Consider the following 16,117-nt stretch of genomic DNA (forward strand, 5'->3'; position numbering starts at 1 on the left):
GGCCGTTACTCCTCGACCCGGCCGGCGCGCAGGAGCGCGACCAGCAAGTAAACGAATAACCCTGCTGCGAGCAGCAGTGACACCCCATCCAGAACGCTCATGAAAAACTCTCCGTCATACGGCGACTGCCGTGTGGGGCAATTGTGTTCAGTGGGGGTGTAAAGGAACGAGAGCGACGGGGGGTGGGGGGCATAAAGAAAGCGTAAAGAGTGAATAAATCAGGGCGTTTAGAAGCTTTACACCGTAGGCATATCCGTTATTTATGTGGGCTGTTGTTATGGGGCGGCCTAACGGCCTGCTGTTTCGCCTCCGGCGAGTTACTTGGAAAAGCACCCCAAGTAACCAAGGGTGCCTGCTCCTGGTTTGGCCCGACTTCGTCGGGTTCCCTCACTCCGACGACGCTCCGTGGGCCCGCGCCGAACGGACATCCATGTCCTGACGGCGCTCTCGCCGCATCCATGCGGCTCGACCCACTGCGCGTCGTCTACGTTCGGCCTGCACCCAAGTCGCGTTTGGCGGTGTTTGAACCTTCTGTGTATTGAGATCAAAAGCCAAAAGCAAAAGCGAAGGCAGATCAAAGGCTTCCCGGCTAAAGCCGGTCCTACAAAGGCATCGCATGCGTACAGTGGGATTGGCGGTGACCTCGACTGTAGGACCGGCTTCAGCCGGGAAGCTGTTGATTCGGTTTAGATCTTGATCTTGATCTTGATCTTCATACGCAAGACGTCCAGACGACACCCATCGCGACTTGGGTGCAGGCTGAACGCAGGTTTTGCGCAGTGGGCCGAGCGGCATGGATGCCGCGAGAGCGCCGTCAGGGCATGGATGCCCGTTCGGCGCGGGCCCACGGAGCAAGACCGGAGTGAAGGAACCCCGAGGAACGAGGGGCCCAACCAGGAGCAAGCACCCTTGGTTACTTGGGGTGCTTTTCCAAGTAACTCGCCGAAGGCGAAACAGTCTGCCCCCAGGCAGACGCCCTTGATCTTGATACAGAGCACGGCAGGTCAGCCGTGTACCGACCTTGATACATTCAAGACAATCCACCGACACCTGCCCCCATCACCCTTCCGCCCCGCTCGCCAGCGAAGTAGCATGGCAGCGTCGACTCCTACCCGCGGCCCAATCGGCGGCACCACACGGCGGCAGCACCATGCAGACAACACCCGACAGCCCCACCGCCACCGCGCCAAGCGAAGAGCGCCGCTGGAACACCCGCGCCCTCATCGTCGACGACGACATCCCCATCCGCGAACTGCTCTGCGACTACCTCGCCCGCTTCAACATCCACAGCACCGGCGTCACCGACGGCAACGCCATGCGCCTGGCCCTCACCGAAGACACCTACGACGTCGTCGTCCTCGACCTCATGCTCCCCGGCGAAGACGGCCTCTCCCTCTGCCGCTGGCTGCGCAGCACCTCCGACATCCCCATCCTCATGCTCACCGCCCGCTGCGAACCCACCGACCGCATCATCGGCCTGGAACTGGGCGCTGACGACTACATGGCCAAACCCTTCGAGCCACGCGAACTCGTCGCCCGCATCCAGACCATCCTGCGCCGCGTGCGCGACGACCGCACCGAAGAACGCACCACCCTGCGCTTCGACAACTGGCGCCTGAACAGCGTCCTGCGCCAACTGACCGCGCCGGACGGCCTCGTCGTGCCCTTGTCCAACGCCGAATTCCGCCTGCTGAGAGTCTTCCTCGAACGGCCGCGCCGCGTGCTCAACCGCGAACAACTGCTGGATGCAGCCCGCGGACGTTCCATCGAAGCGTTTGATCGCAGCATCGACCTGCTCGTCTCGCGCCTGCGCCAGAAGCTCGGCGATGACCCGAAATCGCCGCAACTGATCAAAACCGTGCGCGGCGAAGGCTACATGTTCGACGCCCGGGAGATTGGTTGATCCGCTCGGCCGACACCCTGTTTGCCCGGCTGTTTGGCGGGGCGCTGCTGGCGATCGTCCTCGCCCACCTGCTGGCGTTCGTCTGGTTTCACTACTACGGGCCGCGCATGCCGCCTCCGCCCAACTGCGACCAACCCATCGCCAGCCAGATGCAGCCGCCACCCGAACGCAACGCTGCAACCGACGAGGACGACCGGCGCCCTTACCCTCCGCGTTGTCGCACGCCACTGCTCGGCATTCCGCTGGTGCCCTTGCTGTTCCAGCTGATCAGCCTGGTGCTCGCCGCCTGGTTCGGCGCCAAGGCCCTGAGCCGGCCGATCCGCCGATTGAGCGAAGCCGCCGAGCGCCTCAGCGAAAACCTCGACAGCCCGCCGCTGGCCGCCAATGGCCCGCGCGAGGCACGTCAGGCGGCGCAGGCGTTCAACCTGATGCAGGAACGCATTCGCGAACAGGTGCGACAGCGCGGGCGCATGCTCGCCGCCGTCTCCCATGACCTGCGCACGCCCCTCGCGCGCCTGAAACTGCGGGTCGAGCAGATCGACGAACCGCGGCTGCACGGGCAGATGAGCCAGGACCTCAACGACATGATCGGCATGCTCGACGCGACCCTGACCTACCTCAACGAACAGCGCACCAGCGAAGCGCTGCAGTATTTCGACGTGCAGGCGCTGATCGAATCCCTGGCGGAAAACGCCCAGGACAACGGCGACGACATCCAGGCGAGCGGCACCTGCCGGCCGCTGAGATCCCAGCCCATGGCCCTGCGTTCGTGCCTGAACAACCTCATCGACAACGCCCTGCGTTACGCCGGGCATGCCCGCGTGGAGATCGAAGACGCCAGCGATCGCCTGCGGGTCAGCGTCATCGATCACGGCCCCGGCATTCCCGAAGACCTGCGTGAAGTGGTGTTCGAGCCCTTCTATCGCGTCGAGAGTTCGCGCAATCGCAACTCGGGTGGTGTCGGCATCGGCATGACCATCGCCCGGGAAGCCGCACGCCAAATGGGCGGCGACCTGCGCCTCGAACAAACACCCGGCGGCGGCTTGACCGCCGTGCTGGATCTGCCGCGAACCTGACCCGACCTCGCCATAAGCGATGGGACCGGGTGCGTTCGGTGGTGCTGGCGATCGAACTTAGTGTAGGACCGGCTTTAGCCGGGAATTCGTCAGGCGTCACACCGCAAATATGACGGTGTTCGGACTGGCCTCTTCCCGGCTGAAGCAGGTCCCACTGAGCGAAGCCTGGCGCAACCGCTGACGTACGCTCGCCGGTACAAACCCAACACACCCACGACACGCCTTGCCGGGACGCTGCATAAGCCGGAGCACCGCCCCGGCATTATCCATCTGATGGGGAGTCAGTCCGATGATCACAGGCGTCAGCGGCAGCAGCCGTTATTCCAGTTACAACAGTGCCAGCACGAGCAGCACCACCAGCACCGCCAACAGCAAGAAGTTTGCCGACGATTTACTGAAGAAACTCGACGCCAACGGTGACGGCAGCGTCGACAAGGACGAGCTGAGCTCGGCGCTTTCGTCGGATTCCAAAGACGGCATCACCGTCAGCCTGAGCAAGGCGTTCGGCGATCTCGACAGCAATGACGACGACAGCCTCGACGCCGACGAACTGGCCGCACTGACGCCACCGCCGCCTCCGCCGATGCAAATGGACGCCAGCTCCGCGGAGGACGACGCGCAGAACCTGCTGAGTGCGCTGGACAGCGACGGCGACGGGACGGTGAGCAGCGCTGAACTGACCACGGCGTTGAGCAGTTCAGACAGCAGCGCCGACAGCAATAAAGTGTTCGATGCCCTGGACACCAACAAGGACGGCACCGTCAGCCTCGACGAACTGACCGCCAGCCTGCAGACCCAACAACCGCCACCTCCGCAGTCTGCGCAAGACACCAGCGACCTGTTCAGCAGCCTGGACAGCGACAGTGACGGCAGCATCACTGCCGCCGAACTGACCAGCGCCTTGCAGGGCACGACGAATTCCGCCAGCGCCTCGTCCTCCAGCAGCCAGACCGCCTCGACGCAAACATCCACTTCGCACACCACCACCCAGCCCACTGAGGCACTGAACCGCATGATTGCGGCCCTCAGTGACCGCTACAACCTCAATGGCAGCGCCACGTCCGGCAAATACGTCAGCACCTCGGCCTGACGAAAAAAAACCGCCCCCGAGCTCAGCCCGGTGGCGGTTTTTTATGCGCGTGTTTTTTAAGGGTGTGAGCTACTTGACCGGCTGCCGCGCGCGATTGTCTGCGACCCAGTCCAGCAGCAAGCTGTAGGCCACCGCCAGCAGCGTCGGGCCGATGAACAGACCGATGAAGCCGAATGCCAGCAGCCCGCCAAACACCCCCAGCAAGACAATCACCAACGGCAAATTCCCGCCGCGGCTGATCAGATACGGCTTGAGCACGTTATCGACGCCACTGACGATGAACGTGCCCCACAGGCCGAGAAAGATTGCCATGCCGTAATCGCCTCTCCAGGCCAGCCACGCCGTGGCCGGTATCCAGATCAACGGTGGGCCCATGGGCACAAGGCTCAGCAGGAAGGTCCCGATGCCCAGCACCAACGCGCCCGGCACGCCGGCAATCAGGAAACCGATCAGCGCCAGCACTGCCTGGGCCGCTGCCGTGCCGATCACACCGTTGACCACCCGTTGCACCGTGCCCGCCACCAGGTCGAGGTAGTACTGCGCGCGATCGCCGATCAGCCGTTCCAGCAGACTGAGCACGAACGCCGCCACCCGCGGCCCGTCACGGTAGAAAAAGAACACGAAGACGATGCTCAGGGTCAGCTCAAGAATGCCGCCGCCGATTTGCGCACTGCGCGCCAGCAGCCAGTTGCCGACCTGACCCAGATAAGGCCGGACGCTGACCAGCAACGCCGCGCCCTGTTGGTCGATGGTGTTCCAGTAACCCACCAGCCGCTCGCCCACCAGGGGAACGCCCGCCAGCCAGGTGGGTGGATCGGGCAGCCCGTCCACTTGCACGTCCTTGACGAACGCCGTTGCATCGCGCACGTGATCCGCCAGATTGAAGCCCAGCCAGACTAGCGGCGCGAGCACCAGTACCATCCAGCCCAGGGTCAGAATCGCCGCCGCGAGGGATTCCCGCCCCTTGAGCGCACGGGTCAGCAGACGCATCAGCGGCCAACTGGCGAACGCCAGCACCGCGCCCCAGAACAGCGCCGACCAGAACGGCGCCATTACCCACAGGCAGGCGCCCAGCAGCGCGAGCAGGAGGATCTGCACCAACAGGCGATCGTTATTGAACATCGGTCATTCCGCAAAAGAGGGGTCGAATCCGCTGAGCATACCGGCGAACAGGGTGGCCTGGCACGCAGCCCGCCCCATCCCGACAGCCAGGTCAGTTTTTCAAGACAGGAATAGAGCCCGCCTCAGCGGATGAGTTCGAGGGTCAGGGCGGGTTCTTTCCGATCGCCCGCTTCCAGCCGTGCAGCCCGCACGCCTTTGCCCACCAGCGCTTGGCGCCATGCCTCGCGCTGCTCACCGGACAGCGTCACGCGCAAGGTACTGTCCAGATTCAAACCCCGTGACAGCAAGGTGATCCAGGGCTCCTGCGGCTCTGCGGTCAGCATCGGCAGCTCCAGCTCGCCGGTGCTTTTCAACTCGCGCAACAGGGTCGCGGACGTCGGCAGCAACTCCCCCAGCGGCGTGCCCGATTGAAATTGCTCGACGTGCAGGAACGCCCGGCGGTTGCCACGGGTGATGCCGTACAACGCCACGAGGGTGTTATCCGCCGGGGCGGCCAGGCGCAACAGCAAATAGGACTGACCGTTGTCGGCGCCATACAGCTTGGCGTTGCCGAACACCTCGTTGGCCCACAGGCTGCTTTCGCCGCAATCCCGCGCCTGGCACCAGAACAGCAACTGCGCGCCCTGCTGCTGTAGCGCTTCACGGGCGGCGGTGAATGCTTCGTCGGCGCTGTGCTCGACCGGTAATTGGTAGGTGATGGCGGTAACGTTGCCGCGCCCGGCCACCTGCCCGTCGAAGCGCAGCTGGCCGCTGATCTTGCGGATCGAGCCCAGCGGGTAGATGCGTTCCAGCTCAACGGCAGGCCGATAATCGACGATTTCCGCGTCTTCCAGTCGCGGCAGATTGGGCAAGTCCTGACTGCCGGGAACGTCAGCCGCCTGGGTAACGGCGCTGAGCCCGGTGAGCAGCAACGTCAGAGCCAGCGCATGGGTGAACGTGATGGATGCGCTCATGGCAGGGCAATCGGCAGGCAAAACAAAGCCGCGACAACGCGCGGCGAGCATGAAAATAAAACGGTGAGGCGTGGGCAGTGGTCCATCTTGCAGTCTCCTGTTTCAACTGCCCCAGCCTCGGCAGTTGCAGGTCGCAAGTCAAGGAACGGCGAAGAAGCGATTGAAACAGTCTGCAACAGAGCGCGCACCCGCCTCATCGTTGAGGTGCAGATGGTGCCCGCCCGGTAAGGACGTCACCGTAAAAGGAACGCTGGCCAGCAGCTCCCGGTTCTGCGCCAGCATGCCCTCCTCGGCAACGATCAAATGCGCCGGGCAGCGCACCGCCGCGACGAAAGACAGCGCCTGCGCTCGCGTGAGACGAATCGCCGAGGGCAATGTCAGCCGGCTGTCGCTGCGCCAGGTGTAACCACCTGGCACCGGCATCAAGCCACGCTGGGCCAACAGCTCGGCGGCCTCGCGACTGACCGCGACCATGCCTTTCATCCGCGCCTCTACTGCCCGGTCCATGTCCGAATAGACCGGCTTGCGCTTGCTCTGCTGGGTCAATTGCGCCTTCAGCGCCGCACCCATTCGTTCGACGACAGACTCCGGCTCGCCCACTGGAGGCACCAGGCCGTCGATCAAACCCAGACGACTCACCCGCTCGGGGACAGCCGCCGCGACGATCACCGAAATGATCGCTCCCAACGAATGACCCAGCAGGGAAAACCGCTCCCAGCCCATCTGCCCCGCCACCTGCAACACATCGTGGGCATAGTCCGGCAAACCATAGGCCGAACCTGGCGGACGGTGGTCGGAGTGACCATGCCCGGCCATGTCCAGCGCCAGAATCCGCAGCCCTTCAAGCCTGGGCGCCAGGCGCGCGAAGCTGTTGGCGTTGTCCAGCCAGCCATGCAATGCGATTACCGGAATGCCGTCCTGGGGACCAAACAGATGAGCCGCCAGTTCAATATGGGGCAGGCTCAGGCGGATTTCTTCTACCGAACAGGTCATGCGCGGGCTCGCTGCAGAGCGGCGTCAGCGGTTGTGGCGTTGGCTCTGGCCGTCCAGCGGGAAAACAGCGTTCTGAGCATGTGGGCGGTGTCCTCGGGATGTTCGAGCGGGAACATATGCCCGCCGGGGACGGAAAGATACACGCCCTCGCGCATGCTTTTAACCGACAGCGCATGGTGGCGCCGCACCACGTCACTGCTTTCGCCCCGCACCATCGCCAACGGCACACGCAACTGACGCGCCAGGCCGGGGCTGGTGTGGGGCACGCTGCGGTAGATGCTGATTTCGGTCGCAGGATCGAAACGCAGGCGCAACCCGTCGCCATCGGCTTGCAGCCCGTGACGCAGGTACGCCTCGAAGCACTCGGGATGGAAACGCCGGAACAGCGACTTGCCGGCAAAGTATTCCCGGGCCGCCTCGACGCTGCTGAACACCTCCCGGCGCCCCAAGGTCCGGCCTGCGGGCGTGATGCGATCAATGAAGCCAAAGCGCTTGGCCGCGCGAATCATCCACTGATCGAACCGCGTCAGCACTGGCGAATCAAGCATCACCACACCCCGGTACAGCTCGGGATGACGCAACGCCGCGTGGTAATGCAGCACACCGCCCAGAGAATGCCCGACGCCCCACACCGGTTGAGCCTGCTCGCGCACATGGTGAATCAACTCATCCACCAGCTCCGGCCAGTTGTCCGTCACCGGAAATTGCGGGTTGTGGGCATGCTGCTCCAGATGCCGAATCTCGAACTCAGGCCCGAGCGCCGCGAACAACTTGCCGTACGTGCCCGACGGGAAGCCATTGGCGTGAGCGAAAAACAGAAGTTGAGCCATGCCGACGCACCCAGAGCAACCAGAACAAGCCGCGATTGTGCGCACCGCCCGACAGGGGCGGCAATGACCGGAACTGCCATCGATGAGGCCACTCCGGTCATGGGCGTGTTTATAGGGTGCGTTTGAACGATAAAGTGGGACCGGCTTTAGCCGGGAAGGCGTAAGGCGTGGCATTCCCACGCGGAGCGTGGGAACGATCAGGTGTCAGAGCTCAGGAATACCGGCGTCAGGACTGACCTCCTCCCGGTTAAAGCCGGTTCCACAAAAAGCAGCGCGTGCAGTCAGCGGGAGTAGCGACGCCCCCCGACCGTAGGACCGGCTTCAGCCGGGAAGCCCTTGATCTGCTTTTGATCTTCCTACGCAAAACGCTCAGACACCGCCAATCGCGACTTGGGTGCCGGCTGAACGGAGGTCTCGCGCAATGGATCGAGCCGCAGGTCCAACCGGCTCAGAGCATCTGTGTGAAACGGTCCAGAGACGCCTGGATATAGGCGACCTGGAAGGCGTACGCCTCCTGAATGTTTGCCTTTGCCTCCTCGGGCAAGTGCCTCTTTTTAAAACTCAAAATCCCCACCTGCATCTGCTGCACGGCGTCATCTGCGGCTTTCTGAAAAGTGCCGAGACCATCACTTTCCGGATACAGCTCCTTCAACGCGTCCAGCCTGCGATCAGCCTCATCACGCAATTGCTGAAACTCGACACTGTTGAGCGACTGGTCGTCGTAGATACGCGCCAGCCATCGGCTCAGTGCAGTTTCGCCCGCTCTCGCCTTGGTCTTCTCGGGCGTCGAGAGTTCGGCGGCGAGTTTTGCAATCTCGGTACACCGGGGACAGATTGATTTACGGTGAAGCGCTGTAAATAAATCAGTCCCCTTGAAGCTTGGAACGATCAGATGTTAGAGCTCAGGAAATACCGGCGCCTGGACTGGCCTCTTCCCGGCTAAAGCCGGTCCCACGAAAAGCAGCGCGTGCAGTCAGTGGGGGTAGCGACGCTACTAGACCGTAGGACCGGCTTCAGCCGGGAAGCCCTTGATCTGCTTTTGATCTTCATACGCAAAAAGTCCGGACACCACGAAACGCGACTTGGGTGCAGGCTGAACGCAGGTCTCGCGCAGTGGGCCGAGCCGCATGGATGCGGCGTGAGCGCCGTTGCGGACATGAATGTCCGTTCGGCGCGGGCCCACGGAGCGAGGCCGGAGTGAAGGAACCCTGACGAAGTAAGGGCCAAACCAGGAGCACAAGCCCTTGGTTACTTGGGGCTTTATCAAGTAACTCGCCGAAGGCGAAACAGTCTGCCCCCAGGCAGACGCTCTTGATCTTGGACCAAAGCACCTCATACATCAGCGAGAAGGAGGCTGCTCCCCATGCGGCACTACCGCCACGGTCAACCGGGAAATGCAACAGGCCTTGCCATCCTCCGTCGACAAACGAATGTCCCAGACATGGGTCGTGCGCCCGATATGCACCGGGTGCGCCACCGCCGTCACCCGCCCACTGCGCACCCCGCGCAAATGGTTCGCGTTGACCTCAATCCCCACACAAAAAAACCGATCCGTATCAATCACCAGATAACTGGCCGTAGAGCCCACCGTCTCCGCCAGCACCACCGACGCGCCGCCGTGCAACAAACCATAAGGCTGATGAGTGCGCTCATCCACCGCCATGCTCGCCGTCAGAGACAGATCGTCGACCGCCTCAAACCGAATATCCAGCACCTCACCGATGGTGTTCTTCTGCTTCGCATTAAGCGCGTCAAGGTCCGGAGGGCTACGCCATACACTCATGGTTCTTCCTTGCTATTGGAGGGTTTGCACCACTTCTCTCATTCAACACCGGGAGCGCTGACAACCGCTCACCGCTGCCATCATTCAACGTGCCGAACATCCACTAGTTCCATCGCGCCAGCAAGCGGCAAATCCGCCTCAAGCTGAGCAAGACTGGCGGTGTGCATCGGTTGCGCCTGCTGCAACGAGCCATGTACCGCCAGCCCGATCAACGTGCCCACCAACGGTTGATGACTGACCAGCAAGACATTCTCCGCACTGTACGCATCCAGTTGCTCCAGCACCTTGTGCGGATTGCAGTCGGGCGTCAGCCACGGCACGGTCACGATGGCCTCCGTGAACCCAAGCGCTTGACTGACCAGCTCGGCGGTCTGTTGGGCACGCACATACGGGCTCGCGATGATCCGCTGCACGGGCTGCCCCATCAGGTGAGCGGCACTGCGCAAAACCTCTTCGCGACCATTGGCGGTCAGCTCCCGCTCGGCGTCCGTAGGGGCCTGAGGTTTCGCCTCGCCATGGCGCAGAATCCAGACCTTCACAGTTTTGGCCCTTCGCCCGGCGTGGACGGCGGCGTAATCGGCGCCGGTGGCGAGGGCGATGTGTCGGCAGCGGCGTCCGGTGTGTCGGGAACCGCCGGCGAGGTTTCGGAGCCAGGTTGCGGCGTGTCGGAAACCGGTGGCGTCGCAGCAGGAACCGGCTGCGGCGTCACGGGTGCCGGAGGCGGCGTGGCTGCAGCGGGTTGCGGAGCAGAAGGCGCCGGTTGCGGCTTGACCGTGGCAACGTGTGGCGCCTCGCCTTCAGGCGCACGCGGCGTTGGCCAATCGGCGAATGGCCAAGGCTTCTGATCGGTGTGGAAGGTGCCGAAGCGGCCTATCTGCGCCAGATACTGGCTCAGACTGTCGCCAAATGACATCACGCTGAGGCTCGGCGCGCCGTTGAACAGCCGGTAAACCAGCTGCACCAGGACGGCCACCGCTAGAACCACTTCCGCCACCTGCCAGACCAGCACAAACAGCACCATCCACAGGATGCGCAGCAGGATCGATTCGTGTTGCTTGAGTTTTGATTCGTTCAAGAGCTTCTCCGTGTGGGGATCAGTTGAAACCACTGGTTGAAATGAAATCGACGTCGGTCTTGGGCTCGGCGCGCATCAGCAGCTCGATGACCTGCTCCAGCGTGCGGCCCTCGAACAGAATGGCGTGCAGCCCGGCCACCAGCGGCATGTAAACCTGCAACTCCTGCGCTTTGGTCTTCAGCACCTTGAGCGTGTTGACGCCCTCGGCGACTTCACCCAGCCGGGTAACCGCTTCGTCGAGGCTCAGGCCCTGCCCCAGGGCAAAACCGACCTGGTAATTGCGGCTCTTCGGCGAGGAGCAGGTGACGATCAGATCGCCGACCCCGGCCAGGCCCAGGAAAGTCATGGGATTGGCGCCCTGACTGACCGCAAAACGGGTCATTTCCGCCAGCGCGCGAGTGATCAGCATGCTCTTGGTGTTCTCGCCCATGTTCAGCGCCACCGCCATGCCGGCAATGATGGCGTAGACGTTTTTGAGCGCGCCGCCCAGCTCCACGCCAAAACGGTCAGCGCTGGCGTACACGCGGAACGTGCGGCCGTGGAGTGCAGCCTGAACCTGCTGACAGAGGTCCTCGTCTTCGCTGGCGACCACCGTGGCGGTCAGGGCGTGTTCGGCGATTTCGCGGGCCAGGTTGGGGCCGGACAACACGCCGATTCGCGCAGCGGGCGCGATGTCCTCAAGGATCTCGCTCATGAGCTTGAAGGTGTCGGCCTCGATGCCCTTGGTCAGGCTGACCAGCATTTTCCCCGCGAGCAGGTCGACGTGCGGGGTCAGTACGCCACGCAGGGCACTGGACGGCAACGCGACGAAAACCAGTTGACTGTCTTGCAACGTGGCGTGCAGGTCAGTGACCGGCTCAACGCCTTCGAGCACCTTGATGCCCTTGAGGTAGCGCGGGTTCTCGCGATTGACGCGAATCGCCTCGGCCTGCTCCGGATCGCGCATCCACTGCGTCACCCGATGACCGTTGCCGGCCAACAGATTGGCCACTGCGGTCCCGAAGCTGCCGCCGCCAAGGACCGCCATTGGTTGCTGCTGGGTCATAAAACAATCCATTCAGGGCCATCACATCTGGCGATGCAGGCATTATACGGAGCCCCAGGCTCGCGGCCAGCGGCAAAAGGTGACCCCACGAACTTACAGGCCATCCCCCACTCTTGCCGAGGAAATTGCCCACAGCTCGGTTAAGATGCGTCCCTGAGATGAAAATTCCTCAATGGCGCCGATGAGCTATCGTCAGGGTGCTCCCGAAGAGATCCGTCACATGACACCAAGCGTCCACCGCCCGTCCCCCGTCAGGCTTCGCCATGCCTGAACATCGGCAAACCCTCCGGGCGCAGACCGCCGGAACCCCCTCGTGACGGCTCAACGCGGCTGGAACATCAGCACCCGGACGCAGATCCTCAGCCTGGGCCCGGCGTTATTACTGACCTTGTTGCTGATCAGCTTCTTCACCGTGGTGCGGATTCAGGACCTGCGACAGGAGCTCAATCACACCGGGCAACTCATCGCCAACCAGCTGGCCCCCGCCTCGGAGTACGGCGTCATCGTCGGCAATAACGCGGTGCTCGAAAACCTCATGAACGCCACGATGAACACGCCCCACGTGCGTTTTCTCGAAGTGCGCGACAGTGCCGGAAAGGTACTCGTTCATGTCGAACCCGCCGCGGAACAGGGGCATTCGCGGCAAATGGAAGTGTTCCAGGCGCCCATCCGCCTGCAGCCAGCCCGATCTGCACAGCCGATCGAGGATGCCAATAAGGCCGTTTCCGATAACGCCATCAGCGTGCCGGTCGAAGGCTATCTGGGACGCGTGCTGGTGGGCATGTCCAGTGACGCCTTCAATCAGCGCGAGCAGGAGATACTGCTGAAAGCGGGTGTGCTGGCGATGTTCGCCCTTCTGTTTACTTACATGCTGGCCAGACGTCTGTCGCTGAGCCTTTCCCAGCCGATCAGCGCCATGAGCGCGGCGGTGAAGGCCATCCAGCGCGGCGATTACTCGGCGCCGCTGCCCGTTGCAGATGATGCCGAGCTGGGCGATCTGGCGCGGCACATCAACAATCTGGCTTTGGGCCTGGAGAAGGCCAGCCGCGAGCAGAAGCAAGCGATGGACGAGCTCATCCGCACCCGCGAAGAAGCCGAACGCGCCAATAATGCCAAGTCCGAATTCCTGGCCATGATGAGCCACGAGCTGCGCACGCCCATGAATGGCGTGCTGGGTATGCTGCAGTTGATGGAAACCACGAAGATGACCGACGAGCAGGCCGAATACGCCGCGCTGGCCATGGAATCCACCGAACACCTGCTGCGCGTTATCAACGACATTCTGGATTTCTCCCGCTTCGAACGCGATGCGCTGGAGTTGGAAAGCATTCCATTCAACCTCGCCGACCTGATCAGCACCTCGGTTCAGGCGTTTGCCCACAACGCGCAGCAGCGCGGTCTGGCACTGGAACTGGAGTTACCGCCTTCGATGGAGGCGTTGCAGGTGACCGGCGACCCTACGCGCATCCGGCAGATCCTGGTCAACCTGATCGGCAATGCGCTGAAATTCACCGAATGTGGCAGCGTGCGCGTCGAGGCGGGTTTCACCCTCGCCGACCCCCACCACGTTCGGTTTACCTGCGCGGTACGCGACAGCGGCATCGGGATTTCTCCCGACCTGCTGGAATCGATGTTCGACGCGTTTCAGCAAGCGGACAACTCCATCTCCCGACGCTACGGCGGCACTGGCCTGGGCCTGCCCATTGCGCGCAATCTGGCCGAACGCATGGGCGGGTCGCTGCAGGCGCAGAGCAGCGAGGGACTGGGCTCGGTGTTCCAGCTGCAAATCCCGCTGCAGCGGGTTCAACAGCCGGTGATCGAACCCGCATCAGGCGCCGTGGCTGAATTGCCCCAGAGCCGCGATGCCTGCGTGTTGCTGGTCGAGGACAACCCGGTGAACCGCACGGTGGTCGAGGCAATGCTGCGCAGCCTGGGTTTGCAGGTGAGCGTGGCGGCGGATGGCCTTGAAGCGGTGAACATGGCCAGTCGGGAGCGCTTCGCGCTGATCCTGATGGATTGCCGGCTGCCGGTCATGGATGGCTACGAGGCGACGCGCCGAATCCGACTGCTGCCGGGGCTGACGACGCTGCCCATCATTGCCCTGACCGCCAACGCTCAGCACGGCGACCGGGACATTTGTCTGCAAGCCGGAATGAACGATTACCTGGCCAAGCCGTTCAAACGTACTGATTTACAGCAGGTTTTGCAGCGTTGGCTGACCATTAAGCCACCTGCGACTGGCGGTAAATGATAAATTCCGGCAGTCTTGTGTGCCGATTCGACCCACGCCAACGCGCGGACGAAAAATTTCAGTGCACAGGTGTACATTCATTTCACCCGTGCTGTGACTTTCACTACAACGCAATAGTCTATGAGTAGGCTGCCAGCAGAGGGATGACCCGCTGGCCAGATTGGGTACGTAACGCCACACCCTGCCGCACAGGATTATCGAGGAGCTCGCATGACCAAACAAAACGCCTTTACCCGGGAAGACCTGCTGCGCTGCAGTCGCGGCGAGCTGTTCGGCCCAGGTAACGCGCAATTGCCCGCCCCCAACATGCTGATGGTTGATCGCATCACCCACATCAGTGAAGAAGGCGGCAAGTTCGGCAAAGGTGAATTGGTCGCCGAACTCGATATCACCCCGGACCTGTGGTTCTTCGCCTGTCACTTCGAAGGTGACCCGGTGATGCCAGGTTGCCTGGGCCTCGACGCCATGTGGCAACTGGTCGGCTTCTTCCTGGGCTGGCAAGGCCTGCCGGGCCGCGGTCGCGCACTGGGCTCGGGTGAAGTGAAATTCTTCGGCCAGGTCCTGCCGACTGCCAAGAAGGTCACCTACAACATTCACATCAAGCGCGTCCTCAAAGGCAAGCTGAACCTGGCGATCGCCGACGGTTCGGTCAGCGTGGACGGCCGTGAAATCTATACCGCTGAAGGCCTGCGTGTCGGCGTCTTCACTTCCACTGAAAATTTCTAAGGGTATTCGCATGCGCCGCGTCGTTATCACTGGTCTGGGCATTGTTTCCTGCTTGGGCAATGACAAAGACACCGTCTCCGCCAACCTGCGTGCAACTCGCCCTGGCATCCGTTTCAATCCGGAATACGCCGAAATGGGTCTGCGCAGCCAGGTGTCGGGCTCCATCGACCTCAACCTTGAAGAGCTGATCGATCGCAAGATCTTCCGCTTTGTGGGCCACGCCGCTGCCTATGCCTACCTGGCGATGAAAGACGCTGTCACCGACTCCGGCCTGACCGAAGAGCAGGTGTCCAACCCGCGTACCGGTCTGATTGCCGGCTCGGGCGGCGCATCGACGCTGAACCAGATGGAAGCGCTGGATATCCTGCGCGAGAAAGGCGTCAAGCGCGTCGGCCCCTACCGCGTGACCCGCACCATGAGCAGCACGGTATCTGCGTGTCTGGCGACGCCATTCAAGATCAAGGGCCTGAACTACTCCATCGCGTCTGCCTGCGCCACCAGTGCTCACTGCATTGGCACCGCCATGGAACAGATTCAGATGGGCAAGCAGGACATCGTGTTTGCCGGCGGTGGCGAAGAGGAGCACTGGAGCCAGTCGTTCCTGTTCGACGCCATGGGCGCGCTGTCCAGCAAACGCAACGACACCCCGGAACAGGCTTCCCGTGCCTACGATGCTGACCGTGACGGTTTCGTCATTGCCGGCGGCGGCGGCATGGTCGTGGTCGAGGAGCTGGAACACGCTCTCGCCCGTGGCGCGAAGATCTACGCGGAGCTGGTTGGCTACGGCGCCACGTCCGACGGTTACGACATGGTCGCTCCGAGCGGCGAAGGCGCCATCCGCTGCATGCAGCAGGCGCTGTCCACGGTTGATGGCACCATCGACTACCTGAACACCCACGGCACTTCCACTCCGGTCGGCGACGTCAAGGAAATGGAAGGCGTGCGTGAAGTGTTCGGCGACAAGGCCCCGGCGATCAGCTCCACCAAGAGCCTGTCGGGTCACTCCCTGGGCGCCGCCGGCGTTCATGAAGCGATCTATTGCATGCTGATGATGGAAGGCAACTTCATGGCCGGTTCGGCCAACATCGACGAGCTGGACCCAGCCGTTGCCGACATGCCGATCCTGACCAAGACCCGCGAAAACACCGAGCTGAATCTGGTGATGAGCAACAGCTTCGGCTTTGGCGGCACCAACGCCACCCTGGTAATGAAGCGCTGGACTGGCAAGTAATCCAGTCAGTTGCAGACAAAAGGCGCCCCTCGGGGCGCC

Annotated in this window: 14 protein-coding genes and 3 pseudogenes; 7 read left to right on the top strand and 10 right to left on the bottom strand. The window is 62.6% G+C overall.

The genetic code is table 11. The features are described from left to right. Window positions 1-5 precede the first annotated feature (5 nt). On the bottom strand, window positions 6-101 hold the full coding sequence (gene kdpF / locus M1E04_RS15100; protein WP_037009437.1) for a K(+)-transporting ATPase subunit F: 96 nt from the start codon (window positions 99-101) through the stop codon (window positions 6-8). Between the two features lie 1,049 nt (window positions 102-1,150). On the opposite strand from kdpF, the gene M1E04_RS15105 reads away from it, so the two are divergent. The 3 genes from M1E04_RS15105 (at window position 1,151) to xopAW (ending at window position 4,069) form a co-directional block, all read left to right on the top strand. After that, window positions 1,151-1,903: a response regulator gene (locus M1E04_RS15105; protein ID WP_192136169.1), complete on the top strand. Its 753-nt coding sequence runs from the start codon at window positions 1,151-1,153 to the stop codon at window positions 1,901-1,903. After that, the gene (locus M1E04_RS15110) at window positions 1,900-2,979 is read left to right on the top strand and encodes an ATP-binding protein (RefSeq protein ID WP_456291617.1); all 1,080 of its coding nucleotides are present in this window, start codon (window positions 1,900-1,902) and stop codon (window positions 2,977-2,979) included. Before M1E04_RS15105 ends, M1E04_RS15110 begins: the two co-directional genes overlap by 4 nt. A 289-nt stretch (window positions 2,980-3,268) precedes the next feature. After that, window positions 3,269-4,069: a XopAW family type III secretion system calcium-binding effector gene (gene xopAW, locus M1E04_RS15115; protein ID WP_456291618.1), complete on the top strand. Its 801-nt coding sequence runs from the start codon at window positions 3,269-3,271 to the stop codon at window positions 4,067-4,069. A gap of 69 nt (window positions 4,070-4,138) precedes the next feature. On the opposite strand, the gene M1E04_RS15120 is transcribed toward xopAW, so the two are convergent. The 9 genes and pseudogenes from M1E04_RS15120 to M1E04_RS15160 all read right to left on the bottom strand — a co-directional run bounded on the left by M1E04_RS15120 (window position 4,139) and on the right by M1E04_RS15160 (window position 11,870). Then, window positions 4,139-5,191: an AI-2E family transporter gene (locus tag M1E04_RS15120; RefSeq protein WP_065986311.1), complete on the bottom strand. Its 1,053-nt coding sequence runs from the start codon at window positions 5,189-5,191 to the stop codon at window positions 4,139-4,141. Window positions 5,192-5,313: 122 nt separating this feature from the next. Next, window positions 5,314-6,144: a DUF4892 domain-containing protein gene (locus M1E04_RS15125; RefSeq protein WP_456291619.1), complete on the bottom strand. Its 831-nt coding sequence runs from the start codon at window positions 6,142-6,144 to the stop codon at window positions 5,314-5,316. A 138-nt stretch (window positions 6,145-6,282) separates the two neighbouring features. Beyond that, window positions 6,283-7,137, bottom strand: a complete 855-nt coding sequence (locus M1E04_RS15130; RefSeq protein WP_296313831.1) for an alpha/beta fold hydrolase — start codon at window positions 7,135-7,137, stop codon at window positions 6,283-6,285. Further along, complete coding sequence (locus M1E04_RS15135; RefSeq protein WP_456291620.1) at window positions 7,134-7,967, bottom strand: alpha/beta fold hydrolase; 834 nt, start codon at window positions 7,965-7,967, stop codon at window positions 7,134-7,136. Before M1E04_RS15135 ends, M1E04_RS15130 begins: the two co-directional genes overlap by 4 nt. Window positions 7,968-8,415: 448 nt before the next feature. Next, on the bottom strand, window positions 8,416-8,652 hold the full coding sequence (locus M1E04_RS15140) for a hypothetical protein (protein WP_456291621.1): 237 nt from the start codon (window positions 8,650-8,652) through the stop codon (window positions 8,416-8,418). A gap of 654 nt (window positions 8,653-9,306) precedes the next feature. Beyond that, window positions 9,307-9,750, bottom strand: a complete 444-nt coding sequence (locus M1E04_RS15145; RefSeq protein ID WP_456291622.1) for a hotdog fold thioesterase — start codon at window positions 9,748-9,750, stop codon at window positions 9,307-9,309. 80 nt (window positions 9,751-9,830) lie between these two features. Further along, entirely contained in the window at window positions 9,831-10,289 is a 459-nt protein-coding gene (gene sixA, locus M1E04_RS15150) for a phosphohistidine phosphatase SixA (RefSeq protein WP_456291623.1), read from the bottom strand. A gap of 215 nt (window positions 10,290-10,504) precedes the next feature. Beyond that, window positions 10,505-10,825 (bottom strand): annotated as a pseudogene (locus tag M1E04_RS15155) (DUF4389 domain-containing protein); the annotation flags it as partial. 19 nt (window positions 10,826-10,844) lie between these two features. Then, window positions 10,845-11,870: an NAD(P)H-dependent glycerol-3-phosphate dehydrogenase gene (locus M1E04_RS15160; RefSeq protein WP_456291624.1), complete on the bottom strand. Its 1,026-nt coding sequence runs from the start codon at window positions 11,868-11,870 to the stop codon at window positions 10,845-10,847. 313 nt (window positions 11,871-12,183) lie between these two features. Between M1E04_RS15160 and M1E04_RS15165 the strand changes: the two are divergent. The 4 genes and pseudogenes from M1E04_RS15165 to fabB all read left to right on the top strand — a co-directional run. Continuing rightward, window positions 12,184-13,672: pseudogene (locus tag M1E04_RS15165) on the top strand (ATP-binding protein); the annotation flags it as partial. A gap of 68 nt (window positions 13,673-13,740) precedes the next feature. After that, a pseudogene (locus M1E04_RS15170) lies at window positions 13,741-14,121 on the top strand (response regulator); the annotation flags it as partial. Window positions 14,122-14,331: 210 nt separating this feature from the next. Beyond that, window positions 14,332-14,847: a 3-hydroxyacyl-[acyl-carrier-protein] dehydratase FabA gene (gene fabA / locus M1E04_RS15175; RefSeq protein WP_065986303.1), complete on the top strand. Its 516-nt coding sequence runs from the start codon at window positions 14,332-14,334 to the stop codon at window positions 14,845-14,847. Between the two features lie 10 nt (window positions 14,848-14,857). Then, window positions 14,858-16,078, top strand: a complete 1,221-nt coding sequence (fabB, locus tag M1E04_RS15180) for a beta-ketoacyl-ACP synthase I (protein ID WP_065986302.1) — start codon at window positions 14,858-14,860, stop codon at window positions 16,076-16,078. Window positions 16,079-16,117: the final 39 nt, after the last annotated feature.

Source organism: Pseudomonas sp. AK106 (genome assembly GCF_053903055.1).

Coding starts and splice junctions, on each gene's coding strand:
- M1E04_RS15160 (WP_456291624.1), bottom strand. CDS start 11,870: ATGACCCAGCAGCAACCAATGGCGGTCCTTGGCGGCGGCAGCTTCGGG.
- M1E04_RS15125 (WP_456291619.1), bottom strand. CDS start 6,144: ATGAGCGCATCCATCACGTTCACCCATGCGCTGGCTCTGACGTTGCTG.
- fabA (WP_065986303.1), top strand. CDS start 14,332: ATGACCAAACAAAACGCCTTTACCCGGGAAGACCTGCTGCGCTGCAGT.
- fabB (WP_065986302.1), top strand. CDS start 14,858: ATGCGCCGCGTCGTTATCACTGGTCTGGGCATTGTTTCCTGCTTGGGC.
- kdpF (WP_037009437.1), bottom strand. CDS start 101: ATGAGCGTTCTGGATGGGGTGTCACTGCTGCTCGCAGCAGGGTTATTC.
- M1E04_RS15145 (WP_456291622.1), bottom strand. CDS start 9,750: ATGAGTGTATGGCGTAGCCCTCCGGACCTTGACGCGCTTAATGCGAAG.
- M1E04_RS15120 (WP_065986311.1), bottom strand. CDS start 5,191: ATGTTCAATAACGATCGCCTGTTGGTGCAGATCCTCCTGCTCGCGCTG.
- M1E04_RS15130 (WP_296313831.1), bottom strand. CDS start 7,137: ATGACCTGTTCGGTAGAAGAAATCCGCCTGAGCCTGCCCCATATTGAA.
- xopAW (WP_456291618.1), top strand. CDS start 3,269: ATGATCACAGGCGTCAGCGGCAGCAGCCGTTATTCCAGTTACAACAGT.
- M1E04_RS15135 (WP_456291620.1), bottom strand. CDS start 7,967: ATGGCTCAACTTCTGTTTTTCGCTCACGCCAATGGCTTCCCGTCGGGC.
- M1E04_RS15105 (WP_192136169.1), top strand. CDS start 1,151: ATGCAGACAACACCCGACAGCCCCACCGCCACCGCGCCAAGCGAAGAG.